Source organism: Microbacterium sp. MTN4-26, assembly GCF_042846595.1.
Lineage (GTDB): Bacteria > Actinomycetota > Actinomycetes > Actinomycetales > Microbacteriaceae > Microbacterium > Microbacterium luteum.
The window spans coordinates 149,425-174,619 of record NZ_BTGO01000002.1 but is presented as its reverse complement, the minus strand read 5'-3'; the positions used below and the strand labels follow the sequence as shown (position 1 = coordinate 174,619).

General features: G+C 70.6%; 20 protein-coding genes. 11 read left to right on the top strand and 9 right to left on the bottom strand.

The window, feature by feature from the left end; all coding sequences use genetic code 11:
* Positions 1-3: 3 nt before the first annotated feature.
* Positions 4-657: a Maf family protein gene (locus ACGG9C_RS02350; protein ID WP_390178194.1), complete on the top strand. Its 654-nt coding sequence runs from the start codon at positions 4-6 to the stop codon at positions 655-657.
* 122 nt (positions 658-779) lie between these two features.
* Entirely contained in the window at positions 780-2,549 is a 1,770-nt protein-coding gene (locus tag ACGG9C_RS02345; RefSeq protein WP_286795515.1) for a biotin carboxylase N-terminal domain-containing protein, read from the top strand.
* A gap of 4 nt (positions 2,550-2,553) precedes the next feature.
* On the opposite strand, the gene ACGG9C_RS02340 is transcribed toward ACGG9C_RS02345, so the two are convergent.
* Together ACGG9C_RS02340 and ACGG9C_RS02335 are read right to left on the bottom strand one after the other, a co-directional pair.
* A complete protein-coding gene (locus ACGG9C_RS02340; protein WP_390178193.1) occupies positions 2,554-3,603 on the bottom strand; it encodes an alpha/beta hydrolase in 1,050 nt (349 codons plus the stop codon).
* Between the two features lie 225 nt (positions 3,604-3,828).
* Positions 3,829-5,277: an NAD(P)H-quinone dehydrogenase gene (locus ACGG9C_RS02335; protein WP_286794238.1), complete on the bottom strand. Its 1,449-nt coding sequence runs from the start codon at positions 5,275-5,277 to the stop codon at positions 3,829-3,831.
* A gap of 82 nt (positions 5,278-5,359) precedes the next feature.
* Here ACGG9C_RS02335 and ACGG9C_RS02330 point away from each other — a divergent pair, with 82 nt between their 5' ends.
* Together ACGG9C_RS02330 and ACGG9C_RS02325 are read left to right on the top strand one after the other, a co-directional pair.
* Complete coding sequence (locus ACGG9C_RS02330) at positions 5,360-6,193, top strand: purine-nucleoside phosphorylase (protein ID WP_390178192.1); 834 nt, start codon at positions 5,360-5,362, stop codon at positions 6,191-6,193.
* Between the two features lie 41 nt (positions 6,194-6,234).
* A complete protein-coding gene (locus ACGG9C_RS02325; RefSeq protein ID WP_390178191.1) occupies positions 6,235-7,983 on the top strand; it encodes a phospho-sugar mutase in 1,749 nt (582 codons plus the stop codon).
* 829 nt (positions 7,984-8,812) lie between these two features.
* Here ACGG9C_RS02325 and ACGG9C_RS02320 read toward each other — a convergent pair.
* Positions 8,813-10,735 carry a BglG family transcription antiterminator gene (locus tag ACGG9C_RS02320; protein WP_390178190.1) on the bottom strand — a complete coding sequence of 641 codons (1,923 nt, stop codon included), beginning with the start codon at positions 10,733-10,735 and terminating at the stop codon, positions 8,813-8,815.
* Positions 10,736-10,885: 150 nt separating this feature from the next.
* Here ACGG9C_RS02320 and ACGG9C_RS02315 point away from each other — a divergent pair, with 150 nt between their 5' ends.
* The 7 genes from ACGG9C_RS02315 (at position 10,886) to ACGG9C_RS02285 (ending at position 17,693) form a co-directional block, all read left to right on the top strand.
* On the top strand, positions 10,886-11,242 hold the full coding sequence (locus ACGG9C_RS02315) for a PTS sugar transporter subunit IIB (protein WP_288420103.1): 357 nt from the start codon (positions 10,886-10,888) through the stop codon (positions 11,240-11,242).
* Positions 11,239-11,511, top strand: a complete 273-nt coding sequence (locus ACGG9C_RS02310) for an HPr family phosphocarrier protein (RefSeq protein ID WP_390178189.1) — start codon at positions 11,239-11,241, stop codon at positions 11,509-11,511. Before ACGG9C_RS02315 ends, ACGG9C_RS02310 begins: the two co-directional genes overlap by 4 nt.
* Positions 11,512-11,526: 15 nt before the next feature.
* Complete coding sequence (gene ptsP / locus ACGG9C_RS02305) at positions 11,527-13,218, top strand: phosphoenolpyruvate--protein phosphotransferase (protein ID WP_390178188.1); 1,692 nt, start codon at positions 11,527-11,529, stop codon at positions 13,216-13,218.
* Positions 13,215-14,774: a PTS mannitol transporter subunit IICB gene (locus tag ACGG9C_RS02300; RefSeq protein ID WP_390178187.1), complete on the top strand. Its 1,560-nt coding sequence runs from the start codon at positions 13,215-13,217 to the stop codon at positions 14,772-14,774. Before ptsP ends, ACGG9C_RS02300 begins: the two co-directional genes overlap by 4 nt.
* A gap of 129 nt (positions 14,775-14,903) precedes the next feature.
* Complete coding sequence (locus ACGG9C_RS02295; protein ID WP_071044698.1) at positions 14,904-15,344, top strand: PTS sugar transporter subunit IIA; 441 nt, start codon at positions 14,904-14,906, stop codon at positions 15,342-15,344.
* Complete coding sequence (locus ACGG9C_RS02290; RefSeq protein WP_390178186.1) at positions 15,341-16,492, top strand: mannitol-1-phosphate 5-dehydrogenase; 1,152 nt, start codon at positions 15,341-15,343, stop codon at positions 16,490-16,492. The genes ACGG9C_RS02295 and ACGG9C_RS02290 overlap by 4 nt, the downstream gene beginning before the upstream one ends.
* A 358-nt stretch (positions 16,493-16,850) precedes the next feature.
* Entirely contained in the window at positions 16,851-17,693 is an 843-nt protein-coding gene (locus ACGG9C_RS02285; RefSeq protein WP_390178185.1) for an endonuclease domain-containing protein, read from the top strand.
* A gap of 420 nt (positions 17,694-18,113) precedes the next feature.
* On the opposite strand, the gene ACGG9C_RS02280 is transcribed toward ACGG9C_RS02285, so the two are convergent.
* From ACGG9C_RS02280 to ACGG9C_RS02255, 6 genes are all read right to left on the bottom strand, one after another.
* A complete protein-coding gene (locus ACGG9C_RS02280) occupies positions 18,114-19,229 on the bottom strand; it encodes an adenosine deaminase (RefSeq protein WP_390178184.1) in 1,116 nt (371 codons plus the stop codon).
* A gap of 70 nt (positions 19,230-19,299) precedes the next feature.
* A complete protein-coding gene (locus tag ACGG9C_RS02275) occupies positions 19,300-20,610 on the bottom strand; it encodes a thymidine phosphorylase (protein ID WP_286795393.1) in 1,311 nt (436 codons plus the stop codon).
* The gene (locus tag ACGG9C_RS02270) at positions 20,607-21,020 is read right to left on the bottom strand and encodes a cytidine deaminase (RefSeq protein WP_194383557.1); all 414 of its coding nucleotides are present in this window, start codon (positions 21,018-21,020) and stop codon (positions 20,607-20,609) included. The genes ACGG9C_RS02275 and ACGG9C_RS02270 overlap by 4 nt, the downstream gene beginning before the upstream one ends.
* 4 nt (positions 21,021-21,024) lie before the next feature.
* Complete coding sequence (locus ACGG9C_RS02265; RefSeq protein ID WP_390178183.1) at positions 21,025-22,317, bottom strand: ABC transporter permease; 1,293 nt, start codon at positions 22,315-22,317, stop codon at positions 21,025-21,027.
* Positions 22,314-23,642 carry an ABC transporter permease gene (locus ACGG9C_RS02260; protein WP_390178182.1) on the bottom strand — a complete coding sequence of 443 codons (1,329 nt, stop codon included), beginning with the start codon at positions 23,640-23,642 and terminating at the stop codon, positions 22,314-22,316. The genes ACGG9C_RS02265 and ACGG9C_RS02260 overlap by 4 nt, the downstream gene beginning before the upstream one ends.
* Positions 23,639-25,171 (bottom strand): ABC transporter ATP-binding protein, encoded by a 1,533-nt coding sequence (locus ACGG9C_RS02255; protein ID WP_390178181.1) that lies wholly within the window; start codon positions 25,169-25,171, stop codon positions 23,639-23,641. Before ACGG9C_RS02255 ends, ACGG9C_RS02260 begins: the two co-directional genes overlap by 4 nt.
* Between the last annotated feature and the right edge of the window lie 24 nt (positions 25,172-25,195).

Below are 25,195 nucleotides of genomic sequence, written 5' to 3'. Positions count from 1 at the left end.
GGCATGCGCGTGTGCCTCGCTTCGACCTCGCCCGCCCGCCTCATGCTGCTGCGCCAGGCGGGCATCTCGCCGGAGACGGCGGCGCCGGACGTCGACGAGGAGGCCGTGGTCGCCGCCGTGGAGGCCGGCGAGGATCGCACCCTCTCCCCCGACGAGCACGTGCTCCTCCTCGCGCGCCGCAAAGCGGCCGACGTCGCAGCCCGGCTCACCGCCGAGCAGCCCGACTTCGACGGCATCGTCATCGGCGGCGACTCCATGTTCGAGCTCGACGGCGAGATCCTCGGCAAGCCCTACACGCCTGAGAACGCCACGGCGAGGTGGCGCGGGATGCGCGGACGCACCGGTGTGCTGCACTCCGGTCACGCGGTGTTCCGGCTCGCGCCCGGGATCGCGCCGCGGGAGGCCCACGCCGTCGCCGAGGCATCCGTCACCTTCGCCGACGACGTCACCGACGCCGAGATCGACGCCTACGTCGCGACCGGAGAGCCGCTGCTGGTCGCCGGCGCGTTCACGGTCGACAGCCTCGGCGCGCCGTTCATCACGCGCGTGGAGGGCGACCCGTCGACGGTGGTGGGGATGTCGCTGTCGACGCTCCGCCACCTCGTGCGCGAGCTCGACGTGGCGTGGCCCGACCTCTGGGCCCCGGCCGCGCAGTGATGCGAGGGCATCCTGGCGCGACGGATGCCCGACGAACGTTGTACGAGGAAGACCACGTTTCTTCGTGGGATTTGTACGAACCGGTCAAAACCACCGCGGAGGCCGTCGGTAGGCTGAAATCCATGCCTCGTATCGCCAAGGTCCTCATCGCGAACCGCGGCGAGATCGCCGTCCGTGTCATCCGCGCCGCGCGCGACGCCGGAAAGTCCTCCGTCGCCGTCTACGCCGACCAGGACCGCGACGCCCTGCACGCGCGCCTCGCCGACGAGGCATACGCCCTCGACGGATCCACCAGCGCGGAGACCTACCTCTCCATCGACAAGATCCTCTCCGTCGCACGACGCTCCGGCGCCGACGCGGTGCATCCCGGCTACGGCTTCCTCGCCGAGAACGCCGACTTCGCCCGCGCCGTCATCGGGGCGGGCCTCACCTGGATCGGCCCGTCGCCGGAGGCCATCGAGGCCCTCGGCGACAAGGTCACCGCCCGTCACGTCGCCGAGAAGGTCGGCGCTCCCCTCGCGCCGGGAACCCCCGGCCCCGTCGACGGTGCCGAGCAGGTGATCGACTTCGCCCGCGAGCACGGGCTGCCGATCGCCATCAAGGCCGCCTACGGCGGCGGCGGGCGCGGCCTGAAGGTCGCGCGCGAGTTCGACGAGGTCGCGGAGCTGTTCGAGTCCGCGACGCGCGAGGCCATCGCCGCGTTCGGCCGCGGCGAGTGCTTCGTGGAGAAGTACCTCGACAAGCCGCGCCACGTCGAGACCCAGTGCCTCGCCGACTCCGCCGGCAACGTCGTGGTCGTCTCCACGCGCGACTGCTCCCTGCAGCGCCGCCACCAGAAGCTCGTCGAAGAGGCTCCGGCACCGTTCCTCACCGAGGAGCAGAACCGCATCCTCTACGACGCGTCGAAGAAGATCCTGCGCGAGGTGGGCTACCTCGGCGCCGGCACGTGCGAGTTCCTCATCGGTGCCGACGGCACGATCTCGTTCCTCGAGGTGAACACGCGCCTGCAGGTGGAGCATCCGGTCTCCGAAGAGGTCACCGGCATCGACCTGGTGCGGGAGCAGTTCCGCATCGCCGAGGGCGAGCAGATCGGATACGACGACCCGCAGCCGGTCGGTCACGCGATCGAGTTCCGCATCAACGGCGAAGACCCCGGCCGCAACTTCCTGCCGCAGCCCGGTCCCATCCACGTCTTCAAGACCTTCGGCGGTCCGGGCATCCGGCTCGACTCCGGCGTCACCGCCGGCGACGCCGTGTCGGGTGCGTTCGATTCGCTGCTGGGCAAGATCATCGTGAGCGGCCGCGACCGCGCCGAGGCCCTCGAGAGGTCCCGCCGCGCGCTCGAGGAGTTCGAGGTCGCGGGCATGCCCACGGTGCTGCCCTTCCACCGCAAGGTCGTGAGCGACCCCGCCTTCACCGCCGAGAGCGGCGAGTTCGGCGTGTTCACCCGGTGGATCGAGACCGAGTTCGTCAACGACATCCCCGCGTGGGACGGCGAACCGGATGCTCCGAAGCCCGACGAAGGGCGCCACACCGTCGTCGTGGAGGTGGGTGGCAAGCGCCTCGAGGTGAGCCTGCCCGACCGGGTCGTGTCATCCGCCCCGCAGACGGGCCGCCCGGCCGTCGCCCCGCCCTCGCGCCGCTCGCACGCCGCGACCGTCTCCGGCGGAGGCGCCAGCGGCGACGCGGTGAAGGCACCCATGCAGGCGACCATCGTCAAGGTCGCCGTCGCCGAAGGCCAGGAGGTCGTCAAGGGCGACCTGATCGTCGTGCTCGAGGCGATGAAGATGGAGCAGCCCATCCAGGCCCACAAGGACGGCGTCATCGGCTCGGTCAACGCCGACCCCGGCACCACCGTCTCCGCCGGTCATCAGCTGATGACCATCGCCTGACGCGCTACAGGTGGGCCGCGAGGAACGCGGCGCAGCGCTCGAACGCGACATCGCCTTCGGGATGCACCCCGGGGAAGAAGTAGAAGCCGTGCGGCATTCCCTCGGGCCAGTATCCATCGACCGGTGACCCGGCGTCTGCGACGAGCGACGCGAAAGCGCGGGCGGAGTCGATGATCGGGTCGTGCGTTCCGGTGGCCAGGAACAGCGGCGGATAGCCGCGCAGGTCGCCGTAGATCGGGCTCGCCAGCGGCTCCGTCCACGCCGTCGTCGGCAGGTAGGCGCTCCGGATGAACGCGAAGAAGGCGCTGTCGTACACGATGCCCCGCGGCGCCTGCGCCTGGAACGAGGGCCACCGCTCCTGCGTGAAGTCGGCGAACGCACCGAGCATGATGACCGCGGCCGGCGCGGGCAGGTCGTGCGCGCGAGCGTACAGCGCAAGCGCGGCGGCGAAGTTCGACCCCGCCGAATCGCCGGCCACGACCACGCGCGCGGGGTCGCCGCCCACACGTCCGGCTTCGCGAACGAGCCACGCGTAGACGTCGGCGACATCGTCGAGCGGCGTCGGGTACGGGTACTCCGGCGCCATCCGATAGTTCGTCGAGACGACGACCGCCGTATTGTCCCGCGCCAGCCGGCGGGTGATGTACGCCGTGTCGAAGTCGGAGCCGACGGTGAACCCGCCACCGTGCGCATAGAGGATCACCGGCAGGACCGCATCCGAAGCCGCCGCCTGCGGCCGGTACACCTGCGCGCTGACGTGACCATCACGCACCGGCAGGTAGACGGTCGTCTCGTCGACGTCGGGCACTGCCTGCTCACCGGTGGGCGGGATGAGCGCCGGGTCGGGCTTCAGCCGGTCGGCACCGATGTACCCCGTGCGGACGGGGAGGATCATCATGTCGCGCAGCGCGACCGGCTGGCGATTGTTCGCGATGACCCGGTACGACGGCATCGCCGGATCATCCGGATCGATGTAGCTCAGGCCGTCAATTTCGCGCACGACGGTGACATCGTGCGCCCCCTCCGGAAGCTGCAGCAGCGCGGCGTCGATCACCCGGTCCCCCTCCGACGCCCGGAGCCTATCGCCACCGACGTGGCCTGACCACCCTGGACGTCGGAGAATCACGCCGATGTCGGATGAATCGTCCGATATTCTCCGACGTCGGGCCGAATCTCCGACGTTGAAACGTGGCGACGTTTCGTCTCGCTGCGCTCGCTCAACGACCGGAGGTCGGGACTCGCGGGCTCAACGGCCGGAGGACGGGACTCGCGGGAAGGGTCAGTCCTCGTCTTCGCTGCGGTCGACGATGTGCATCGCACGCGTCGCATCCGTGATGCTCGTCGACAGCGACGGATACACCGCGAACACCCTCGAGACCTGGTCGACGGTCAGGCGCCGTTCCACCGCGATCGCCAGCGGATAGATCAGCTCCGATGCCTTCGGCGCGACGATCACACCGCCGATCACCGTGCCGCTGCCCTGCCGGGCGATGATCTTCACGAAGCCGTCCTTGATGCCCTGCATCTTCGCGCGCGGGTTCGCCGCGAGCGGCAGCTTGTGCACCACGCCGCGCATGACGCCGTTCTCGATGTCCTGCTCGGAGTAGCCGACCGTGGCGATCTCGGGGGCGGTGAAGATGTTCGCCGTGATGCGCCGCTGCTCCAGCGGGATCACGACGTCGCCGAGCGCGTGGAAGACGGCCTGCCGCCCCTGCATCGAGGCGACGGATGCGAGGGGGACGAACGTCGTGCAGTCGCCGGCGGCGTAGATGTTGGGCACCGAGGTGCGGGCGACGCGGTTCACGCGGATGTGACCGGACGAGGTCATCTGCACCCCTGCGCCCTCGAGGCCGATGTCCTTCGTGTTCGGGATGGATCCGACCGCGAGCAGGCAGTGGCTGCCCTCGACGACCTGCCCGCCCGAGACGGTCACGCGCACACCGTCGCCGGTGTTCTCGACCTTCTCGGCACGGGTCTTCGACAGCACGGTCATCCCGCCGCGCTTGAAGACCTTCTCGAGCACGGCCGCCGCATCCTCATCCTCACCGGGGAGCACCTGGTCGCGGGACGACACGAGCGTGACCTTCGACCCCAGGTTCATGTAGGCCGAGGCGAACTCGGCGCCGGTCACGCCGGAGCCGACGACGATCAGGTGCTCGGGCAGCTCCTTCATGTCGTACAGCTGCGTCCAGGTGAGGATGCGCGTGCCGTCGGGGCGAGCGGTGGGCAGTTCGCGCGGCGACGCTCCCACCGACACGACGAGCGTGTCCGCCTCGACGCGGTCGAAGTCGGTGCCGCCGGGGCCGGTGGAGACGACCACCGCGGAATCGCCCTCGAGGCGGCCGTGACCGTTGATGATGCGCACGCCCGCCTCGGCGAGCTGCGCACGCATGTCGTCGGACTGCTGGCGGGCGAGAGAGAGCAGGCGCCGGTTGACCGCCGCGAGGTTGATCGCGATCTCGGGCTTGAGCGGTTTGCCGTCGGCGCCCTTGGCGAACAGCTGCACGCCCAGATCGCCGGCCTCGGAGATCGCCACCGCCGCATCCGCGGTCGCGATCAGCGACTTCGACGGGACGACGTCGGTGATGACCGCCGACCCGCCGACTCCGGCCCGTTCCACGAGGGTGACGTCGGCGCCGAGCTGGGCAGCGGACAGCGCCGCCTCGTACCCGCCGGGGCCGCCGCCGATGATCGCGACGCTCTGGGTCTGCTCGAAGCTCAACGACATGCCCCCCATTGTTCCAGTCCGGGGGACGCGCCACGAACGCCGGTTCCTGGCGGGACCGTGGGCACGTTCCTAGAGTGGGGGCATGCACGATGAGCCCCTGAATCCTCTCGACGCCCCGGACACCGACCCGTTCGAGGTCGCCGCGGCCGCCGCCGCCGACATCGCTCGGCTCACCGGTGTCGAGTCCCACGACATCGCCCTCACCCTCGGCAGCGGGTGGGGCAAAGCCGCCGACCTCATCGGCGAGACCACCGCGACCATCCCCGCGCCCGAGGTCACCGGATTCAGCAAGCCCGCCTTGGAAGGCCACGTCGGCACCCTCCGCAGCATCCTCACCGCCGACGGGCGCCGCGTGCTGGTCATCGGCGCCCGCACCCACTTCTACGAAGGCCACGGCGTGCGGCGCGTCGTCCACAGCGTGCGCACGGCCGCGGCGACCGGCGCGAAGACCATGGTGCTCACCAACGGCGCGGGCGGCATCCGTCATACCTGGAAGCCCGGGCAGCCGGTGCTCATCAGCGACCACATCAACCTCACCGGCGCCTCCCCGCTCGAGGGGGCGACGTTCATCGACCTCACCGATCTGTACTCCACCCGGCTCCGCGACGTCGCCCGGCGCATCGACCCGACCCTCGACGAGGGCGTCTACTGCCAATTCCGCGGCCCGCAGTACGAGACACCGGCAGAGGTGCAGATGGCGAAGGCCATCGGCGGGCACATCGTGGGCATGTCCACCGCCCTCGAAGCCATCGCGGCGCGCCAGGCCGGCATGGAGATCCTCGGGTTCTCGCTGATCACGAACATGGCCGCCGGCATCCAGACCACCCCGCTCAGCCATGCCGAGGTCATCGAAGCGGGCCGCGAGGCCGAGCCCGTCATCAGCGACCTGCTGGCGCGGGTCGTGGCGGCCCTGTGACGCCGAACGAGAGCTCTGTTCCCAGCGACGAGGAGGCCGCCATGGACAGCACCGCACACGAAGATCTGCTCGAGCGCGCCCGCGCGTGGCTCGCCCAGGACCCCGACCCCGACACCCGGGCGGAGCTGCGCGCACTGCTCGAGGGCGCCGAGGTGGGCGATGCCGATGCGCTCGATGCGCTGCACGACCGGTTCGCGGCGCGGCTCGCGTTCGGCACGGCGGGCCTGCGCGGCGAGCTCGGCGCGGGCACGAACCGCATGAACCGCGTACTCGTCGTCCAGGCGGCCGCGGGGCTGGCCGCCTACCTCGCCGAACGGGCGGGTGTGGATGCCGCGGCCGACGACGTCGCTGAGCCGGCACCACTCCGGCCCGACGCTCCGCTCGTGGTCGTCGGGTACGACGGGCGTCGCAACTCCGACGTCTTCGCGCGCGACTCCGTGGAGATCTTCGCGGGCGCAGGCCTCCGGGCCGTGCTGCTCCCGCGGCTTCTGCCGACACCGGTGCTCGCCTTCGCCGTGCGCCATCTGGGCGCCGCGGCCGGGGTGATGGTCACCGCCAGCCACAACCCGCCGAACGACAACGGCTACAAGGTCTATCTCGGCGGCGACGACGAGGGGTCGCAGATCGTCAGCCCCGCCGACGCCGAGATCGCCGCGCACATCCAGCGCGTCGCCGACGCCGGTGACATCGCCGCCCTCCCCCGCTCGCTGGCATTCGAAACGGCATCCGAAGACGTTGTCGACGCGTACATCGAAGCGACGGCCGCTGTCGCCCCCGCACCGGCGGGCGCAGACGGGATGACCTGGGTGTACACCGCCATGCACGGCGTGGGATGGGAGACGCTGTCGGCGATCCTCGACCGCGCCGGATATCCGGCGCCGGTGGTCGTGAGCGAGCAGATCGAGCCGGACGGATCCTTCCCCACCGTGGCCTTCCCCAACCCGGAGGAGCCGGGGGCGATGGACCTGTCGTTCGCCGCGGCCGACGAGGCGCGCGCCGAGTTCGTGATCGCGAACGACCCCGACGCCGATCGGCTGGCCGTCGCACTGCCCGACCCCGACGGCGGGTGGCGGCGGCTGACGGGGAATGAGATCGGGCTGCTGCTCGGTTGGCGCGCCGCCCGCCTGGTCACGGCACGCGGCGAGGGCGAGGGTGGGGCAGCGGCCCCGCGGCCGTCTCTGGCGTGCTCGCTCGTCTCCTCGCCTGGTCTGAAGGCGATCGCCGACGCGCACGGGCTGGACTTCCACGCCACGCTGACGGGCTTCAAGTGGATCTCCCGGGCACCCGGAATCGTCTACGGATTCGAGGAGGCGCTCGGCTACCTCGTCAATCCGGAGACGGTGCGCGACAAGGACGGCATCTCCGCCGCCATCGCAGTGCTCGGGCTGGCCGCCGATGCGCGCCGCGAAGGCCGCACGCTCGGCGACCTGCTGGCGGAGTTCGACGAGACCTTCGGGGTGTTCGCGAGCGATCAGGTCTCCGTGCGCACCGACGACGTCGCGGCGGTCGGCGCGATGATGTCGGCGCTGCGGAAGCAGCATCCGCACACCGTGGGAGACGTGCCGATCGAGCAGGTGGACGATCTGCTCGAGGGCGTCGACGGCCTGCCGCCGGGCGACGTGCTGCGGCTGTGGCTCGACGACGGATCCCGCGTGATCGTGCGGCCGAGCGGCACCGAGCCGAAGCTGAAGGTCTACCTCGATGTGCGCGCCGAGTCATCCGCCGACGCGCAGTCGCGCCTTCGCGCGCTGGCCGACGGCGCCCGCGCGCTGCTCGACAGCCTCGCCTGAGCCGCCCCGTCGCCTGGGGCGACCTGGGGCGGTGGGGCGACCTGGGGCGGTGGGGCGACCTGCGTCGCGGCGCGGCTTGAGACGTTCGCCCGCATCCAGGTGCCTTAATTCAGGCTCAGCGGCTCCGCCGTCGGCGTGTCGAGCCCGTGACGGCCGCGGCAGCCTGAGCTGCGTCACAGGCCGCCCCGGCGCAGAACGCGGGACAACCGGGCAAGCCCGGCGGTGGGTCGTGAGGGGCAGGTAGGGCTGAAGGCCTCGCAACTTCACACGCAACTTCAGACGCACTACCCATCCCCCCAATCGTCCCTGACTCAGGCTCAGCGCCCAGGCCATCGGCGTGTCGCCCTCGGTGAAGCCCGCGCAGCCTGAGTTGCGGCACGGGACGAGTCGGGCGAGCGGGGTCTCGGACGGAGAGGCCCGGAAGCGGGGAGCGCCCGCCGTCGCGCGGCGTTCACCGTCGACCACGTGCCGCGACTCATGCTCAGAGGCGCTCCCGACGGCGTGTCGACCGGATCGACGGCCACGCAGCCTGAGTTAGGGCACAGCTGGCAGGGGATGCGCGGCGGCACAGAACGAGCCGGGCGCGGGACCCTGGCCGAACAAGCCCGGCAGCGGGAGCGCCCGGCGTCGCGCGGCGTTTGCCGTCGGCCGTGCCGCGACTCAGGCTCAGGAACTCCTCTGACGGCGTGTCGACCGGATTGACGGCCGCGCAGCCTGAATTAGGGCACAGCTGGCAGGCCAGGGGCGGCGGATGCGGGGCAGGGCGGCCGCGGCCGGTGGGAAGGGCGGCGGCGGCCGGGGCGGGGTCCGAGCGACGGATGCCGGTGGATCAGCCGTCGATGACGGCGACGAGCTCGTCGAGGAAGGGCGTGAAGTCGGTGCCGCGCCGCACGATGCGGTGCACGCTCTCACGCTCGCTGAAGACCTCGACGAACTGCTCGAAGACGGTCTGGAAGGCCTCTCGATCGTTCTCCGAGAAGGCCACGAGGGCCACGACCTGCACGCGCCCGTCGCCCCACGGGATCGACGGGTCCGCGATGCCGATCGCGATGGCGGTGCGCGACGCGGTCATGCCCATCGCGTGCGGCACGGCGAGGGCGTCGGTGAAGGCGGTCGACGAGAGCTGTTCGCGCTCGATCGCCCGGTCGACGTACTCCGGGTCGATGACGCCGAGATCGACGAGCCGCCCGCCCAGGGCCCGGATGACGCCCTCCTCCCCTGCGCCGGCGTCGAGCCCGCGCACGAAGGCCGACGGATCGAAGTAGCGCTCGATGTCGGCGCGCAGTCGGGCCAGGCGCCGCCCCCGGCGCACGCGACCGGCTGCCGCCTGCACCCGTTCCACGTCGCTCTCGGTGAGGAACGGCTGCACGCGGACGACCCGGTCGTTCGGCGTCGGCGGATCGATCGTGGTGAGCACGAGATCGGTGTCGATCGAGCGCCAGTCCGGATCCGCGCGCGTCTCGACCCCGACGACCTCGATCGCACGTCCGAGCGATCGGTCGACGCTCGAGCGGAGCAGCTCATGCAGCTCGTAGTACCCGGGGCACACGATCGTCGCGGTCAGCAGCTGGTCGGCGCGACGGCTCCGCTCGAGTCGTCCGCCGACGTGCATCGCGATGTAGGCGATCTCATCGTCGAGCAGAGGAATTCCGAGGGAGGTGTTCAGGCCGCTCGCGATGAAGACGGCGACATCGAAGATCATCGGGTACGTCGACTTGAGCGACCGGGTGAGCGGATTGCGCGACCACGCCTGCTCTTTCGCCCGCGCCCGCAGGTTCTGCACGTGCAGTGCCAGGCGGAGGATGAAGTCATCGTGCGCGATGTCGACGAGGAACTGGGCGGCGGCCCGCTCGACGATCTCGCGGACCGCCCCCTCCACCTCGGGGTCCAGGCGCCCGCGCACCGACGGCGCCGATGCACCCGGCGCGACGACGCGGGTGAGCACGAGGGTCGCAAGGTGGAACCGGTCCCCCGCACCGAGAGTCACGCCGAGATGCTGTTCCGCCAGGCGTCCGATCAGCGCCTCGACCGCCTCGTGCGACTCCTGCGCGTCGTGGGCGATCGCATCCAGCCCGCGGTCCTGCGCGACGCGGTCGGCCGCGATGGCGATGTGCATCACGACGTCGGCGATCCCGAATTCGTTGACGTAGTAGCCGAGGCTGCCGAGCTCTCCGACGAGGTCGTCCTTGAACGGACCGAACGCTCGCGCTCCGACCGACTCGTCGCCGAGCGTGCGCCGCAGTGCCTCGAGGTCGAACGCGCCGGCGTCCATCTCGTCGTGCGCGAGGCGGCTGAGCAGCCGCCGCTGGGCCATCTCGGTGCCGCGCAGTCGTGCGGTCGAGGCGGAACGCTCCAGCGTCAACTCGGTACCGCCCAGCAGGGATCGCACTCGTGCGAGGTCCGCCTCGAGCGTCGCAGGGCTCACGTGCAGGTCGTCCGCGGTCTGGAACACGTCGACGCCGTCGGGGTCGTCGAGCAGCAGCCGCACCAGGCGATGAAGGCGATCTCGGGGGGTGCCGGAATCGGCGCCCGCTCCCGCTCGCTGCGCGGCCACCGCATCCGGTCCGGCGCGGTACCCCTGCGGCCCCGACTCGATCGCGGTTCCGCCACGCACCCGCGCATTGACCGCGGTGACGTAGCTGCGGACACTGCGCGGAGTGACCCCGAGAGCGTCGGCGAGGGTCGCCGCGGTGGCCCACTGGCCGTCCCGCACCAGGATGCCGAGCAGGCGATCCTGTCGTGCCTTGGTCAACGTCGCTCCTCGCCTCGTCACCGGCAAGTCTTCCATGCCCGCCTTCCTCCCGGGCGGAAGGCGGCGCCTTTCCTGCCGGGCGGAAGAAGGACTGGTTGTCACGCGCTCAGGGAATCCTCAGAATCGAAGAATCAGCGAGGAGTGTGGTCGATGAGGATCGTGGTGGTGTGCGGCGCGGGCGCGTCGAGCACGTTCATCGTTCAGCGTCTGCGCCAGGCGGCGCGGGAGCAGGGCGTGGATGTCACCGCCACGGCGGCGACCGCACAGTCCCTCCCGATCGATCTGGAGACGGCCGATCTCGTCATGGTGGGGCCCCACCTGCACGACGACCTCGACCGCATCCGGGCGGAAGCCGCCCACGTGGGGAGCATCGTCGCGCTCATGCCGTCCGATGTCTACGCCGACAAGGACGCCAGCCGCACCCTCGCGCTCGTGCGCGAGGCGGTCGCCGGGACTCCTCACGACACCGTGTTCGCGCACACGCGCATCAGAGAGGATCACTCATGACCGCCATCAGCCGCACCGTCCGCGTCGCTTCCGCGCACGGGCTGCACGCCCGCCCCGTCAAGCTGTTCGCGCAGGCGGCGAAGCAGACCGGTCTGCCGATCACGATCGCGAAGGCCTCCGGCGCTCCCGTGAACGCCGCGAGCATCCTCGGCGTCATCGCCCTGGGCGTCGAGCAGGGTGACTACGTGACCCTCACCGCCGAGGGCGACAACGCCGAAGCGGCGCTCGACTCGCTCTCGGAACTGCTCACGACCGATCACGACGCGTAAGCGAGGCGATTCCGGATGACACAGTTGCGAGGAGTCGGCATCGGACTCGGCGTCGCCCAGGGGCCCGTGGCCCGCATGGCACCGCCGCTGCCCGCCCCCGACGATGCGGCCAGCGCCCTCAGCCCCGAAGAGGAGACCTCCCGGGCCCGGGAGGCCGTCGGCGCGGTCGCCCGAGAGCTCGAGGCCCGCGGGACGCAGGCCGGCGGCGCCGCTCAGGAGGTGCTCGAAGCCCAGGCCATGATGGCCGAGGACCCGACCCTCGAAGAAGAGATCGACACGCGGCTCGCCCAGGGCAAGACCGCCGAGTGGGCGGTGCACGATGCGTTCGCGTCGTTCCGGCAGCAGCTCACCGCCCTCGGCGGCTACCTCGGCGAGCGCGCGGCCGACCTCGACGACGTCGCCCAGCGCGTCATCGCGCAGCTGCGCGGCGAGCCCGCGCCGGGCGTTCCGGATCCGGGCCACCCCTTCGTGCTGGTCGCGAAGGACCTCGCCCCCGCCGACACTGCTCTGCTCGACCTCGACAAGGTGCTCGCCCTCGTGACCACCGAAGGCGGACCGACCTCGCACACGGCGATCCTCGCCCGCGAGAAGTCGATCGTCGCGATCGTGGGCGCATCCGGTGCGAAGAATCTCGTCGACGGCGAGACGGTGATCGTGGATGCCGCCTCCGGCGTGGTGACCACCGAGCCGACCACGGACGAGCTCGACCGCGCTGCAACCCGCGCCCGCGCGCGGGCAGAGGCCGCGAACGCGCCGCTGACCCCCGGTGCTCTCGCCGACGGCACCGCTGTGCCGCTGCTGGCGAACCTCGGCAGCCCCGCTGCGGCGGCCGAAGCCGTGGAGCTCGGCGCCGAGGGCGTGGGCCTGTTCCGCACCGAGTTCCTCTTCCTCAGCGCGAGCCAGGCGCCGACCGTCGAGCAGCAGCGCGCGTCGTACACGGAGCTGTTGAAGGCCTTCCCCGGCAAGAAGGTCGTCGTGCGCATGCTCGACGCCGGCGCCGACAAGCCGCTGCCGTTCCTCAACGACGCTCACGAGGACAACCCCGCCCTGGGCCTGCGGGGACTCCGCGCGCTGCGCCAGAGCGAGGACATCCTGCGCGAGCAGCTCACCGCGCTCTCGGAGGCGCACGCCGCCACCCGCCGCACGCCCGAGGGGCCCGCAGACCTGTGGGTCATGGCGCCCATGGTCGCCACGGTCGAGGAGACGGAGTACTTCGTCACCCTCGCCCGCGAGTACGACATCAAGACCGCCGGCGTGATGGTCGAGGTCCCGTCCTCGGCGCTCCTCGCCGACCGGGTGCTCCGCCACGCGGACTTCGCCTCCATCGGCACCAACGACCTGACGCAGTACACGATGGCCGCCGACCGCCTGCTCGGCTCGGTCGCCTCGTATCAGGACCCCTGGCACCCCGCCGTCCTGCGCCTCGTGCGCGAGGTCGGCATGGCGGGGAAGGCCAACCGCAAGCCCGTCGGCATCTGCGGCGAGGCGGCGGCGGACCCGCTCCTGGCCGTCGTCCTCGTGGGCCTCGGCGCGACGAGCCTGTCGATGGCGCCCACAGCCCTTGCCGACGTTCGAGCGACCCTGCTCGAGCACACCCTGGACGATGCGGTGCGCATCGCCGAAGCCGCCCTGGCCGCCGATGACGCGGCCTCGGCACGAATCGCCGCGCAGACCGCGGCGGACCGAGAGAAGGAGACACAGTCATGACAACGGCGTCATCGCCCGCGAGCACGGGCAGCAAGGCGCGCGTCGGAGTACAGCGCTTCGGCACGTTCCTGTCCGGCATGATCATGCCGAACATCCCTGCGCTGATCGCGTGGGGCATCTTCACGGCGTTCTTCATCGAGGTCGGCTGGACCCCGAACGCCGACCTCGCGACCATCGTCGGTCCGTTCATCCACTACGCCCTCCCGCTGCTGATCGCCTACACGGGCGGCTCGATGGTCTACAACGTGCGCGGCGGCGTCGTCGGCGTCATCGCGACGATGGGCGCGATCGCCGGCTCCGACCTGCTCGTGGCCAACTTCAACGCCACGCTGCCCGAGGGCGAGAGCCAGCTCGGCCAGGTGCACATGTTCATCGGCGCCATGATCCTCGGCCCGCTCGCGGCATACACGATGAAGTGGCTCGACAGCCTGTGGGACGGCAAGATCCGCGCCGGCTTCGAGATGCTCGTGAACATGTTCTCCGCCGGCATCTGGGGCTTCGTGATGGCCGTCGTCGGGTTCTACCCGATCGCCTGGCTGGTCAACGGGCTCATGCAGGCACTGGGTAACGCGGTGAGCTGGCTGGTCGACATGAACCTGCTGCCGCTGACGAGCATCATCATCGAACCGGCGAAGGTGTTCTTCCTGAACAACGCCATCAACCACGGCGTGCTCACGCCGCTGGGCGTCACGGAGGCATCCGAGACCGGGTCGTCGATCCTGTTCCTGCTCGAGGCCAACCCCGGTCCCGGTGTCGGTCTGCTGCTGGCGTTCACGTTCTTCGGACTCGGTGCGGCGCGTGCGTCGGCCCCCGGTGCGGCGATCATCCAGTTCTTCGGCGGCATCCACGAGGTGTACTTCCCGTACGCGCTGATGAAGCCGGTGCTGATCGTCGCGCTGATCGCCGGTGGCATGACCGGTGTCACGACGAACATGCTCCTCGGCGGCGCCCTGCGCGCCCCGGCGGCCCCCGGCAGCATCATCGCGGTGCTGCTGCAGACCGCAACCGGCGCGTACTTCGCGGTGATCCTGTCCGTCGTGCTGTCGGCGGCGGTGACCTTCCTGATCGCCGCGGTGATCCTGCGGGCCTCGCGCAAGCGCGACCTGGCCGCGATGGCCTCTACCGACGACGCGTTCGGCGCCGCGATCACCCAGACCGAGGCGGCCAAGGGCAAGAGCTCGGATGCGCTGCGCAACCTGCGCGGCGGAGCGGCCACCCAGGCCGACGGCGACGGCGGTGCCGCCACCGTGACCGAGCGTCAGATCAACAACATCGTGTTCGCGTGCGACGCGGGCATGGGCTCGTCGGCGATGGGTGCGAGCGTGCTGCGCAACAAGATCAAGAAGGCCGGCCTCGAGGGGGTCACGGTGACCAACAAGGCCATCGCCGCCCTCGACCCCAGCGCCGACCTGGTCATCACGCAGAACCAGCTCACCGACCGTGCGCGTCACCAGACGCCCGACGCGGTTCACGTCTCCGTGGACAACTTCATGAACTCGCCGCGTTACGACGAGGTCGTCGAGCTGGTCCGCGACCAGCACGAGAAGAACTCCTGAGAGACCGCTGCGGGGCCGGGCCGGCGCGACGCCCCCGGCCCCGCAGCCTTTCCCGGCCCTGGTCGCGGGCCGACACAGATGGAACAGTGGATGCGACAAGCATCCGACACGAACGAAAGGCGGGCCACCATGGCACGTGACGTCCTGAGCCTGGGCCAGGTGCGCATCCACTCCGGAAGCGCGACGCGCGACGAGGCGATGAAGGAGGCGGCCGACATCCTGCAGGCGGCCGGCGCCGTCACCGCGGACTACTACGACGCGATGCAGCAGCGCGAGCAGACGGTGTCGACCTTCATGGGCAACGAGCTCGCGATCCCCCACGGCACGAATGAGACGAAGGACACGATCCTCGAATCCGCGCTGTCGGTGGTGCGCTATGACGGCGGCGTCGACTGGGACGGCGAGCAGGTCACGTTCGTCATCGGCATCGCCGGCAAGGGCGACGAGCACCTGGAGATCCTGTCGCAGATCGCCATCCTCTTCTCCGAGGAGGACGACGTCGCGCGCCTGAAGACCCTGCAGACCCCCGAGGAGATCTACGCCGTGGTGAGCGAGGCGACCGGGTCATGAAGGCCGTCCACTTCGGCGCCGGCAACATCGGCCGCGGATTCGTCGGGCTGCTGCTGCACGAGGCCGGCTATGAGGTCGTGTTCTCCGACGTCGCCGCTCCGCTCGTCGACGCGATCAACGCCGCCTCGGAGTACACCGTGCACGAGGTCGGTGACGGCGGGCGCGATTTGACCGTCACCGGCTTCCGTGCGGTGAACAGTCAGTCCGACCCCGAGAAGGTCGTCGCCGAGATCGCCGACGCCGACGTGGTCACCACCGCCGTGGGACCGACGATCCTCCGTTTCGTCGCCCCGCACATCGTCGCCGCGCTTATCGCGCGCGATGCGGGCCCGCCGTTGCAGGTGATGGCGTGCGAGAACGCCATCAACGCCACTCACCTGCTTCGCGACGAGGTCGCCGCTGCCGCCGGCGACGCGTGGCCGCAGATCGCGAGACGCGCCGTCTTCGCCAACACCGCCGTGGATCGGATCGTGCCCGGCCAGCCCGAGGGCGCCGGCATCGACGTGACCGTCGAGCCGTTCTTCGAGTGGGCGATCGAGCGCGGGCCGTTCGGCGACGCGGTGCCGGAGATCCCCGGCGCCCACTTCGTCGACGACCTCGCGCCCTACATCGAGCGGAAGCTCTTCACCGTCAACACCGGACACGCCGCCACCGCGTATCTCGGCGCGCAGGCCGGCATCGAGAAGATCTCCGACGCCCTCGCCGACCCGTCGATCGAAGCGGCCGTCGCGAAGGCGCTGGAGGAGACATCGGGCATCCTGCTCGCCAAACACGAGTTCGACGCGGCGGACCTCGCCGACTACCGTGCGACGATCATCGGCCGCTTCCGGAACCCGGCCCTCCCCGACACCGTGTGGCGGGTGGGGCGCCAGCCGCTGCGCAAGCTGTCGCGCAACGAGCGCTTCATCGGCCCCGCGGCCGAGGCAGCCGAACGCGGGCTCCCCACCGCCGGCCTCGAGACGGCGATCGCCGCCGCCCTCGCGTTCCACGACCCGGAGGATGCGCAGTCCGTCGACATGCAGCGGCTGCTCGCCGAGCGCGACGCCGCGGCCTTCACCGCCGAGGTCACGGGCCTCGAGCCGGAGCATCCGCTCTTCGACCGCATCCAGGCGCTCGTGGCGACGCGGCAGGCCTCGCCGGCCGACTGAGGGGGCCGCACCCGCCCGCGGCACCCGCCCGCGGCCCCGCGGCCGCGGGCCCGCGGTGGCGCTCGTGGCGGCGGCCGCGGGCCCGCGGTGGCGCTCGTGGCGGCGCTCCTGCGTGGCGCGCCCGTGCTCGGCCGTTCACAACTCCTCATATCCGAAGCGCCACGCGCGTGTGCGGCGTCCTCGCGTTGCCGGATGCCTCGTCCTTGCGGAGTTGTGAACGGCGCTGCCGCGGCAGCATCCGACCTCGGACGCGCCGTCCGGACGCCACTCGCCCTCCCCAACCGGGCCGGCGACGCCGCCATCCCCGGATCGAGGGCGAGCGCCGGGCGTGACGCGCCGAAGCGAGTTGAGTTCGGGCATGCCGACACCTCGCGAGCGCGCCCCCGAGCTCCTCAGTGCGACCTTCATGTCACGGGCGAGCCTGCGCCGCGAAGGGATGACCGGGCGCGCGATCACCGAGGCCGTGCGCCGCGGGTGGATTCTGCGGCCCCGCCGCGGACGCTACCTGCCGACCACGACCGACGCGGCGCTCGTCGACGCGGCGACGCTCGGCGCCCGGCTCGACTGCGTGTCGCTGCTGACCGCTCTCGGTGTCTTCGTCCTGGACGATACTCGGCTCCACGTGCAATTGGATCACGGCGCGAGTCGGCTCCCCGTCCGCCCCTCGCTCGTCGTGGCGCACTGGCGACCCCGCTGCGGCGCGCGGGACGCGGTCGCAGCCGACCTCATCGAGGCCCTGGCGCAGTCCTGCCGCTGCCAATCGCCGCGCGCGGCGGTGGCGACGCTCGACAGCGCCTGGCACCATCGGCTCATCGGCGGCGATGACCTCGCCCAGATCTTCGCCCGCCTGCCGCGCCGGTTCCGGCGCCTGGGCGGGCTGCTCGACCGGCGGTGCGAATCGGGGCCCGAGTCGCTCATGCGCCTTCTGCTGCGCACGCTCGGATGCCGGTTCGACGTGCAGGTGCCGATCGAGGGTGTGGGCCGCGTGGACTTCGTGGTCGACGGCTGGCTGATCATCGAGTGCGACAGCAAGGAGCACCACGAAGACTGGGCGGCGCAGAAGCGGGACCGGCGACGCGACCTCGCCGCAGCGGCCCTCGGCTATACGACGGTCCGGCCGCTCGCCGAAGACATCATGTACCGGCGGGACACGGTTCGGCGCCAGGTCGCCGCCGTCCTCGCACATCCGCCTCGCCGCTGATCACCCGCACAGACGCGTCACACCCGTGCGTCGACGCCCCGTGATGTCCGACGGCCGCTCCGCGCTGTTCACAACTCCTCAAGAATCTGCGTCCGAAGACGAAAGTGTCGCGCGGTCGGCGCTGGCGCACCCGCCGTTGAGGAGTTGTGAACGGTCGGGCCGCGTGACGCGGCGAGCTTCGCTCATCGGCCGGATGCGTTTACAACTCCGCAACCACACGCCTGCTGTACCCCGCAGCGCCCGGGATCAGGCTGCGGGATCGCGTTCTTGAGGAGTTGTGAACGGCGTCGGCCGCGGGGTTGGCGACGCGGCGGAGCGGAGGAACGGCGTCGGCCGCGGGGTTGGCGACGCCGCGGAGCGGAGCGGAGGGACGGCCGAGGCACGGCAGCGCGCGCGGAACGAGACCGCGCGGGTGGCGGATCAGCGCGCGAAGCCCTCGGCGATCAGCTCGATGAGCTCCTCGCGCTCCTCCACGGTCAGGAAGGCGCCCGCGGCGGCGTTCAGCTGGAACGCCTCGAGGTCGGCGAGGTCGTAGTCGAAGGTCTCCGCGAGCACCTGCAACTCCCGCGTGAGCGAGGTGCGGCTCATGAGGCGGTTGTCGACGTTGACGGTCACCGCGAACCCGAGCTGGTAGAGCAGGTCGAAGGGGTGGTCCTCGATCTCCTCGCCCCACTGCGCGATCGCGCCGGTCTGCAGGTTCGACGACGGCGACAGCTCGAGCGGGATCTCCCGGTCGCGCACCCACCGCGCCAGCTCGCCGAACTGCACCTGCACCTCGTCGCCCTCGCGAGAGACGACCCGCAGGTCCTCGGCCAGGCGCACCCCGTGCCCGAGCCGCAGCGCGCGACCGTCGATGAGGGCCGAGCGGATGGAGTCGAGCCCGGCCGCCTCCCCCGCGTGCACCGTCGTGGGGAAGAATCGCGACGCGAGGAAGTCGAACGCCTCACGATGCTTCGACGGCGGGAAGCCGTCTTCGGCGCCCGCGATGTCGAAGCCGACGACCCCTCGCCCACGCCACTGGACGGCGAGCTCGGCGATCTCCAGCGAGCGATCGGCGTGTCGCATCGCCGTGATCAGCTGCCCGACACGGATGTCGCGGCCGGCGCTCTCGGCGGCATCTTCGCCCTCTTCGATGCCCTCCTGCACGGCCTCGACGACCTCGTCGAGCGAGAGACCGCGGGCCAGGTGCTGCTCGGGTGCCCAGCGCACCTCGCCGTAGATGACGCCGTCGGCGGCAAGATCCTCGACGAACTCGCGCGCCACCCTCGTGAGCCCCTCGCGGGTCTGCATCACCGCCGTGGTGACGTCGAACGTCTTGAGGTACTCGACGAGCGAGCCCGAATCGCTCTTGTCGGCGAACCAGTCCGCGAGCTCGTCGGCGTCATCGGCAGGCAGGTCGAGGTCGATGTCGTCGGCGAGCTCGACGATCGTGGCAGGACGCAGCGCGCCGTCGAGGTGATCGTGCAGCGAGACCTTGGGGAGTCCGCGCAGAGAGACGCCCTGCAGGCGCGCGTCGCCGTCGGGTTCGATGGGCATGGACGTTCTCCTCGACTGGGGGTGGGCGGTATCGACAGTAGTGCCTGCGCAGGCGCGGTGGGAGGGTGGATCAGGCCGTGATGCGCTCGCGCACGATCGGCGAGGCCGCGGGGGCCTCCGCGGCGATGTCCCACGCGCCGTCCACGGCCGCGAGAGCGCGGTCGAAGCGGGCGGCGTCATCGGCGAGCAGCGTGAACAGCGGCTGACCTCGGCGCACCCGATCACCCGGCTTGGCATGCAGGTCGATGCCGGCCGCATGCACGACCGGATCCTCAGCGCGAGCGCGCCCGGCACCCAGCCGCCACGCGGCGACACCGAACGACAGCGCGTCGAGCCTCGCCACAAAGCCGTCCTCCGGCGCAGTGACGACGTGCGTCTCCTTCGGCGACGGCAGCGCCGCGTCGGGATCGCCGTCCTGCGCACGGATCATGTCGCGCCAGGCATCCATCGCCCGGCCGTCCGCGAGCGCCTTCTCGACGTCGGCATCCGGCTGACCGGCCAGGGCAAGCATCTCGCGGGCCAGCGCGACGGTCAGGTCCACGACGTCGGCGGGTCCTCCCCCGGCGAGCACCTCGACGGATTCGCGCACCTCGTTCGCGTTGCCGATCGCGAGGCCCAGCGGGGTGTTCATGTCGGTCAGCAGCGCGGTGGTCGACACGCCCGAGTCGGTGCCGAGGGCGACCATCGTGCGGGCGAGCTCGCGTGCGCGGTCGATGTCGCGCATGAACGCCCCGGAGCCGAACTTCACATCGAGCACGAGGGAGTCGGTGCCCTCGGCGATCTTCTTCGACATGATGCTCGACGCGATGAGCGGGATCGCCTCGACGGTGCCGGTGACATCGCGCAGCGCGTAGAGCTTCTTGTCGGCCGGCGCGAGCCCCGAGCCCGCGGCGCAGATGACCGCGCCGACACCGGCCAGCTGGGCGAACAGCTCATCGTTCGACAGCGCCGCGCGCCAACCCGGGATCGATTCGAGCTTGTCGAGGGTCCCTCCGGTGTGACCGAGTCCGCGGCCCGACAGCTGCGGCACGGCGACGCCGAACGAAGCGACCAGCGGCGCCAGCGGCAGGGTGATCTTGTCGCCGACTCCCCCGGTCGAGTGCTTGTCGACGGTCGGCTTGCCGAGGCCGGAGAAGCTCATCCGCTCGCCGGATGCGATCATCGCGTCGGTCATGACGCGGATCTCATCGCGCTCCATGCCGTTCAGAAGGATCGCCATCGTGAAAGCCGACATCTGCGCGTCGGAGACGTAGCCGCGCGTGTACGCGTCGATCATCCACCGCAGCGCATCTTCGTCGACCGCGCCCCCGTCGCGCTTGGCGCGGATGACATCCACGGCGTCATGGGGCTCGACGGCGGCGTGGGAGGTGTGGTCGCTCAATGCATCTCCGAGGTGCGCTCGGGGGCGAGGTCGCGCGGCCCGAACGCGTCGGGCAGGACGTCGTCGATGGTGCGGATGCCGGAGACGGTCTCGAGAAGCATGCCGGGGATGGCATGTTCGTAGAGCAGCTGGCGGCAGCGGCCGCACGGCATGAGGGTCTGCCCCTCGCCGTCGACGCACACGAACGCCACGAGCTGGCCTCCGCCGGACATGTGGAGCTCGGACACGAGCCCGCACTCCGCGCACAGGGTGACCCCGTACGACGCGTTCTCGACGTTGCAGCCGGCGACGATGCGCCCGTCGGTGACGAGGGCCGCCGCCCCCACCTTGAAGCGCGAATACGGCGCATAGGCGCGCTGCATCGCCTCGGTCGCGGCCGCGCGCAGCACGTCCCAATCGATGTCGGTCATGTCCTCATCCCTTGATGTACGGCTTGCCCGCGGCGGCGGGTGCCCGCACCTGCCCGGCGAAGCCGACCACGGCCAGCACGGTCACGATGTACGGCAGCATCGCCATGAACTCCGACGGGATGGGCGAGCCCAGGTTCGTCAGGAGCGTCTCGAGGTTCGTGGTGAACCCGAACAGCAGGGCGGCGAGGGTCGCCCGCAGCGGGTCCCATCCTCCGAAGATGACCGCCGCGAGCGCAATGAATCCGAGGCCGCCGGTCATCTCCTTGTCGAAGGAGCCGACCGAGCCGAGCGTGAAGTACGCCCCGCCGATGCCGGCGATGGCACCGGCGAGCAGCACGTTCCAGAACCGGGTCGGGTTCACCTTGATCCCGACGGTGTCCGCCGCCTGAGGGTGCTCGCCGACCGCCCGCAGCCGCAGTCCCCAGCGGGTCTTGTACAGCCCCCACGCGACCAGCGGCACCGCGACGTACATGATGTAGACGATCAGGGTCTGGTTGAACACGACCGGACCGAGGATGGGGATCTCCGACAGGAACGGGATCGGCACCCGCGGGAAGCGCGGCGGCGAGTTGAGCGCCTCGGAGTTCGGGTTCAGCAGCGCGCCGTGCAGGAAGCTGGTGAGTCCGGTGATGAGCACGTTCAGCACGACGCCGACGATGACCTGCTCGACGAGGTACTTGATGGAGAACACGGCGAGCACGGCTCCGACGAGGGCGCCCGCGACGAGGGCGCCGACGAGTCCCAGCAGCACCGATCCGGTGATCGAGGCGATGACCGCCGAGCTGAAGGCCGCGAAGAGGAACTGCGCCTCGATCGCGACGTTGACCACGCCGACCCGCTCGCCGATGACACCGCCCAGTGCGCCGAACACGAGGGGAACCGACAGCGACACCGCGCCGAACAGGAGCCCGGTGACCGGCACCAGCCCGCCCGCGGCAGACCACGTGAGGAACGCGAACACGGCCAGCAGCGCGAAGACGATCGGCACCCACAGCCCGACCTTTCGGAAGGTCGCCACCGCCCAGAACGCGTACGCGGTGAGCAGCGCGAGGACGATCGCGCAGATGGTGACCGCCGGCGCGGTCGGGATGCCGATGTCGCCCAGGTCGATGGATGCGGTGCGGTCGCCGAGGCGATAGGTGCTGACGCCGTCGCGACCGAAGACGAACGCCATGAGCCAGATCAGGGCGGTCGCCACGGCGAGGGAGATCGGCAGCTTGAAGTGACGCTTCCTCACGCGTTCTCGCACGATCGCGCCACCGGAGGCGGAGGTCGGAAGGCTCGTGTCGATGCTCATGCCGCACCCGCCTTCGCCGCGCGACGGGCTCGTCGCTTCGCGGAGAGCTCGCTGTCGTCCTGGGGCAGGAAGAAGATGGTGCGGATCAGCGGCGGCGCCGCGATGAACAGCACGATGAGCGCCTGCACGACCACCACGATGTCGACGGGGATGTCCTGCGCCACCTGCATCGTGAAGCTGCCGGCCTTCAGCGCACCGAACAGGATGCCCGCGGCGAAGACGCCCCAGGCCTTGCTGCGGCCGAGGAGCGCGACCGTGATCGCGTCGAAGCCGATGCCCGCGTCGATGCCGCTGCCGAAGCCACTCGTGATCGTTCCGGAGATCTGGTTGACGCCCGCGAGGCCGGCGAGGGCACCGGCGAAGGCCATGGCGTAGAAGATGATCCGCTCGACGTTCACGCCGGCGGCACGCGCGGCGAACGGGTTCTCGCCGACCGCGCGCATCCGGAACCCGAGACTGGACCGTTCGACCAGCCACCACACGAAGGCCGTTGCGGCGATGGCGACGATGAAGCCCCAGTTGACCGACAGCGGCGCCGGGAACAGTGACGGGAACTGCGCGGTCACCGGGGTCGGCGACGAGATCGGCTGCGTGCCGCCGGGCCGCTGGAGCAGCCCGGGTGTGGCCAGCAGCCACGCGACGAAGTAGAACGCCACGAAGTTCAGCATGATCGTGAGGATCACCTCGTGCGCGCCGGTGCGGGCTTTGAGGAATCCGACGAGACCGCCCCACAGCGCGCCGCCGAGCAGACCCGCAGCGATGGTCAGCGGCAGGTGGATCAGCAGCGGGGCCTGCACCGTGGTCGCCACGGTCGCGGCGGCGGCGATGCCGATGAGCATCTGACCGCGCGCACCGATGTTGAACAGGCCGACCCGGAACGCCAGGCCCACGCCGAGACCGGCCGCGATGAGCGGTGTGGCGAAGTTCAGGGTGTCGGTGATCGGCTTGACCGCGCGCACGAACGTGTCCGCCTCGTAGTTCCAGATCGCACCTCGGAAGAGCGACGAGTACGCGCCCGCGAACGACTGCCACACGGCGATGACGGTGTCCTGCGGCCGCGCGAAGAAGTAGCCGGCCGCGGACTGCACCTCGGGGTCGGTGAGGGCGACGAGGATGCCGCCGATCAGCATCGCCAGCACGATCGCGAGGATCGTGGTGACGATGTTGCCGCGCAGGATCTCCCGGATCACCTGGTTCTGGCGCGGCGGCGGTGGCGTGTCGCCAGCGGGTGTCTGGCTGGCGGATTCACCCGCGGCGGTGCGGGTGAGGACCGGGTCGCTCCCACCGGGGCCGAGGCTGCTGCTCTCGGGGCTCTGGCCGCTCACGCGGTGACCTCCTCATCGGCCGCCGCGACGGGCGGCTTCTCTCCGGCCATCATGAGACCGAGGACTTCGCGCGGCGCGTCGCCGGGCACGATGCCCACGATGCGTCCGCGGTACATGACCGCGATGCGGTCGGCGAGCGCGGAGACCTCATCCAGCTCGGTGGAGACGACGATCACCGGAACGCCGGCGTCGCGGGTGGCGACGATGCGCTTGTGGACGAATTCGATCGACCCGACGTCGATGCCGCGAGTCGGCTGCGAGGCGACGAACAGCTTCAAATCGCGGCTGAGCTCTCGTGCGAGCACGACCTTCTGCTGGTTTCCGCCGGACAGCCGGCCGGCGGCGAGATCCGGGCCCTGGGTGCGGATGTCGAACTCGGCGATCTTCTCCTCAGCGAACTCCCGCAGCACCCCGCGCTTGAGCGTCGCGGCGGCGAAGAACGGCGCTCCGCTGGAGCGGTTGAGGATGAGGTTGTCGGCGACGCTGAACTCGCCGACGAGTCCTTCGACCTTGCGATCCTCCGGCACGAACCCGACGCCCTCGTCGATGATCTGCTTGACGGTCTTGCCGACCAGCTCCTCGCCGTCGAGGGAGATCGAGCCGGTGAGCTTGCGCTGCAGACCGATGATGGCCTCGGTGAGCTCGGTCTGACCGTTGCCCTGCACCCCCGCGATCGCGAGCACCTCGCCCGGTCGCACGGCGAAGGAGATGTCGTCGACGACGATCTGGTCGGTGTCGTCGACCACGCGGAGGTTCTCGACGACGAGTCCTCCTTCGCGCAGCTGGGGCGCATCCTTCTGCACCGTCAGCTCGACGGCACGGCCGACCATGAGCGAGGCGAGCTCGGCGTTCGAAGCGGTCGGCGCGGCCTCGCCGACGACCGATCCGAGGCGGATGACGGTGATGCGGTCCGCCACTTCGCGGACCTCCCGCAGCTTGTGGGTGATGAAGACGATGGATGTGCCCTCGTCGCGCAGCTGACGCATGATGCCCATCAGCTCGTCGGTCTCCTGGGGCGTGAGGACGGCGGTGGGTTCGTCGAACACGAGCACCCTCGCGTCGCGCGAGAGCGCCTTGATGATCTCGACGCGCTGCTGCGCCCCGACCGGCAGGTCGCCGACGAGCGCGTCGGGGTCGATGTGGAAGCCGAAGCGGGCGGCCACCTCGTTCACGTGGGAACGTGCCTTGTCGAGGTCCAGAGCTCCGATGCCCGTGGTGTCCTCGTGTCCGAGCATGACGTTCTCGGCGACGGTGAAGACCGGGATGAGCATGAAGTGCTGGTGCACCATGCCGATGCCCGCGGCCATCGCATCGCCGGGTCCGGCGAAGTGCTGCACCTCGCCGTCGATGACGATGTCGCCCTCCTCCGCGGTGTAGAGGCCGTACAGCACGTTCATCAGCGTGCTCTTGCCGGCGCCGTTCTCGCCCAGGAGGCAATGAATCTCTCCCGGCTCGACCACCAGATCGATGTGGTCGTTGGCCACCAGTGAGCCGAAGCGTTTGGTGATCCCTCGAAGCTCGAGCGTCATATCCGCCAATCTATCGATTCGACA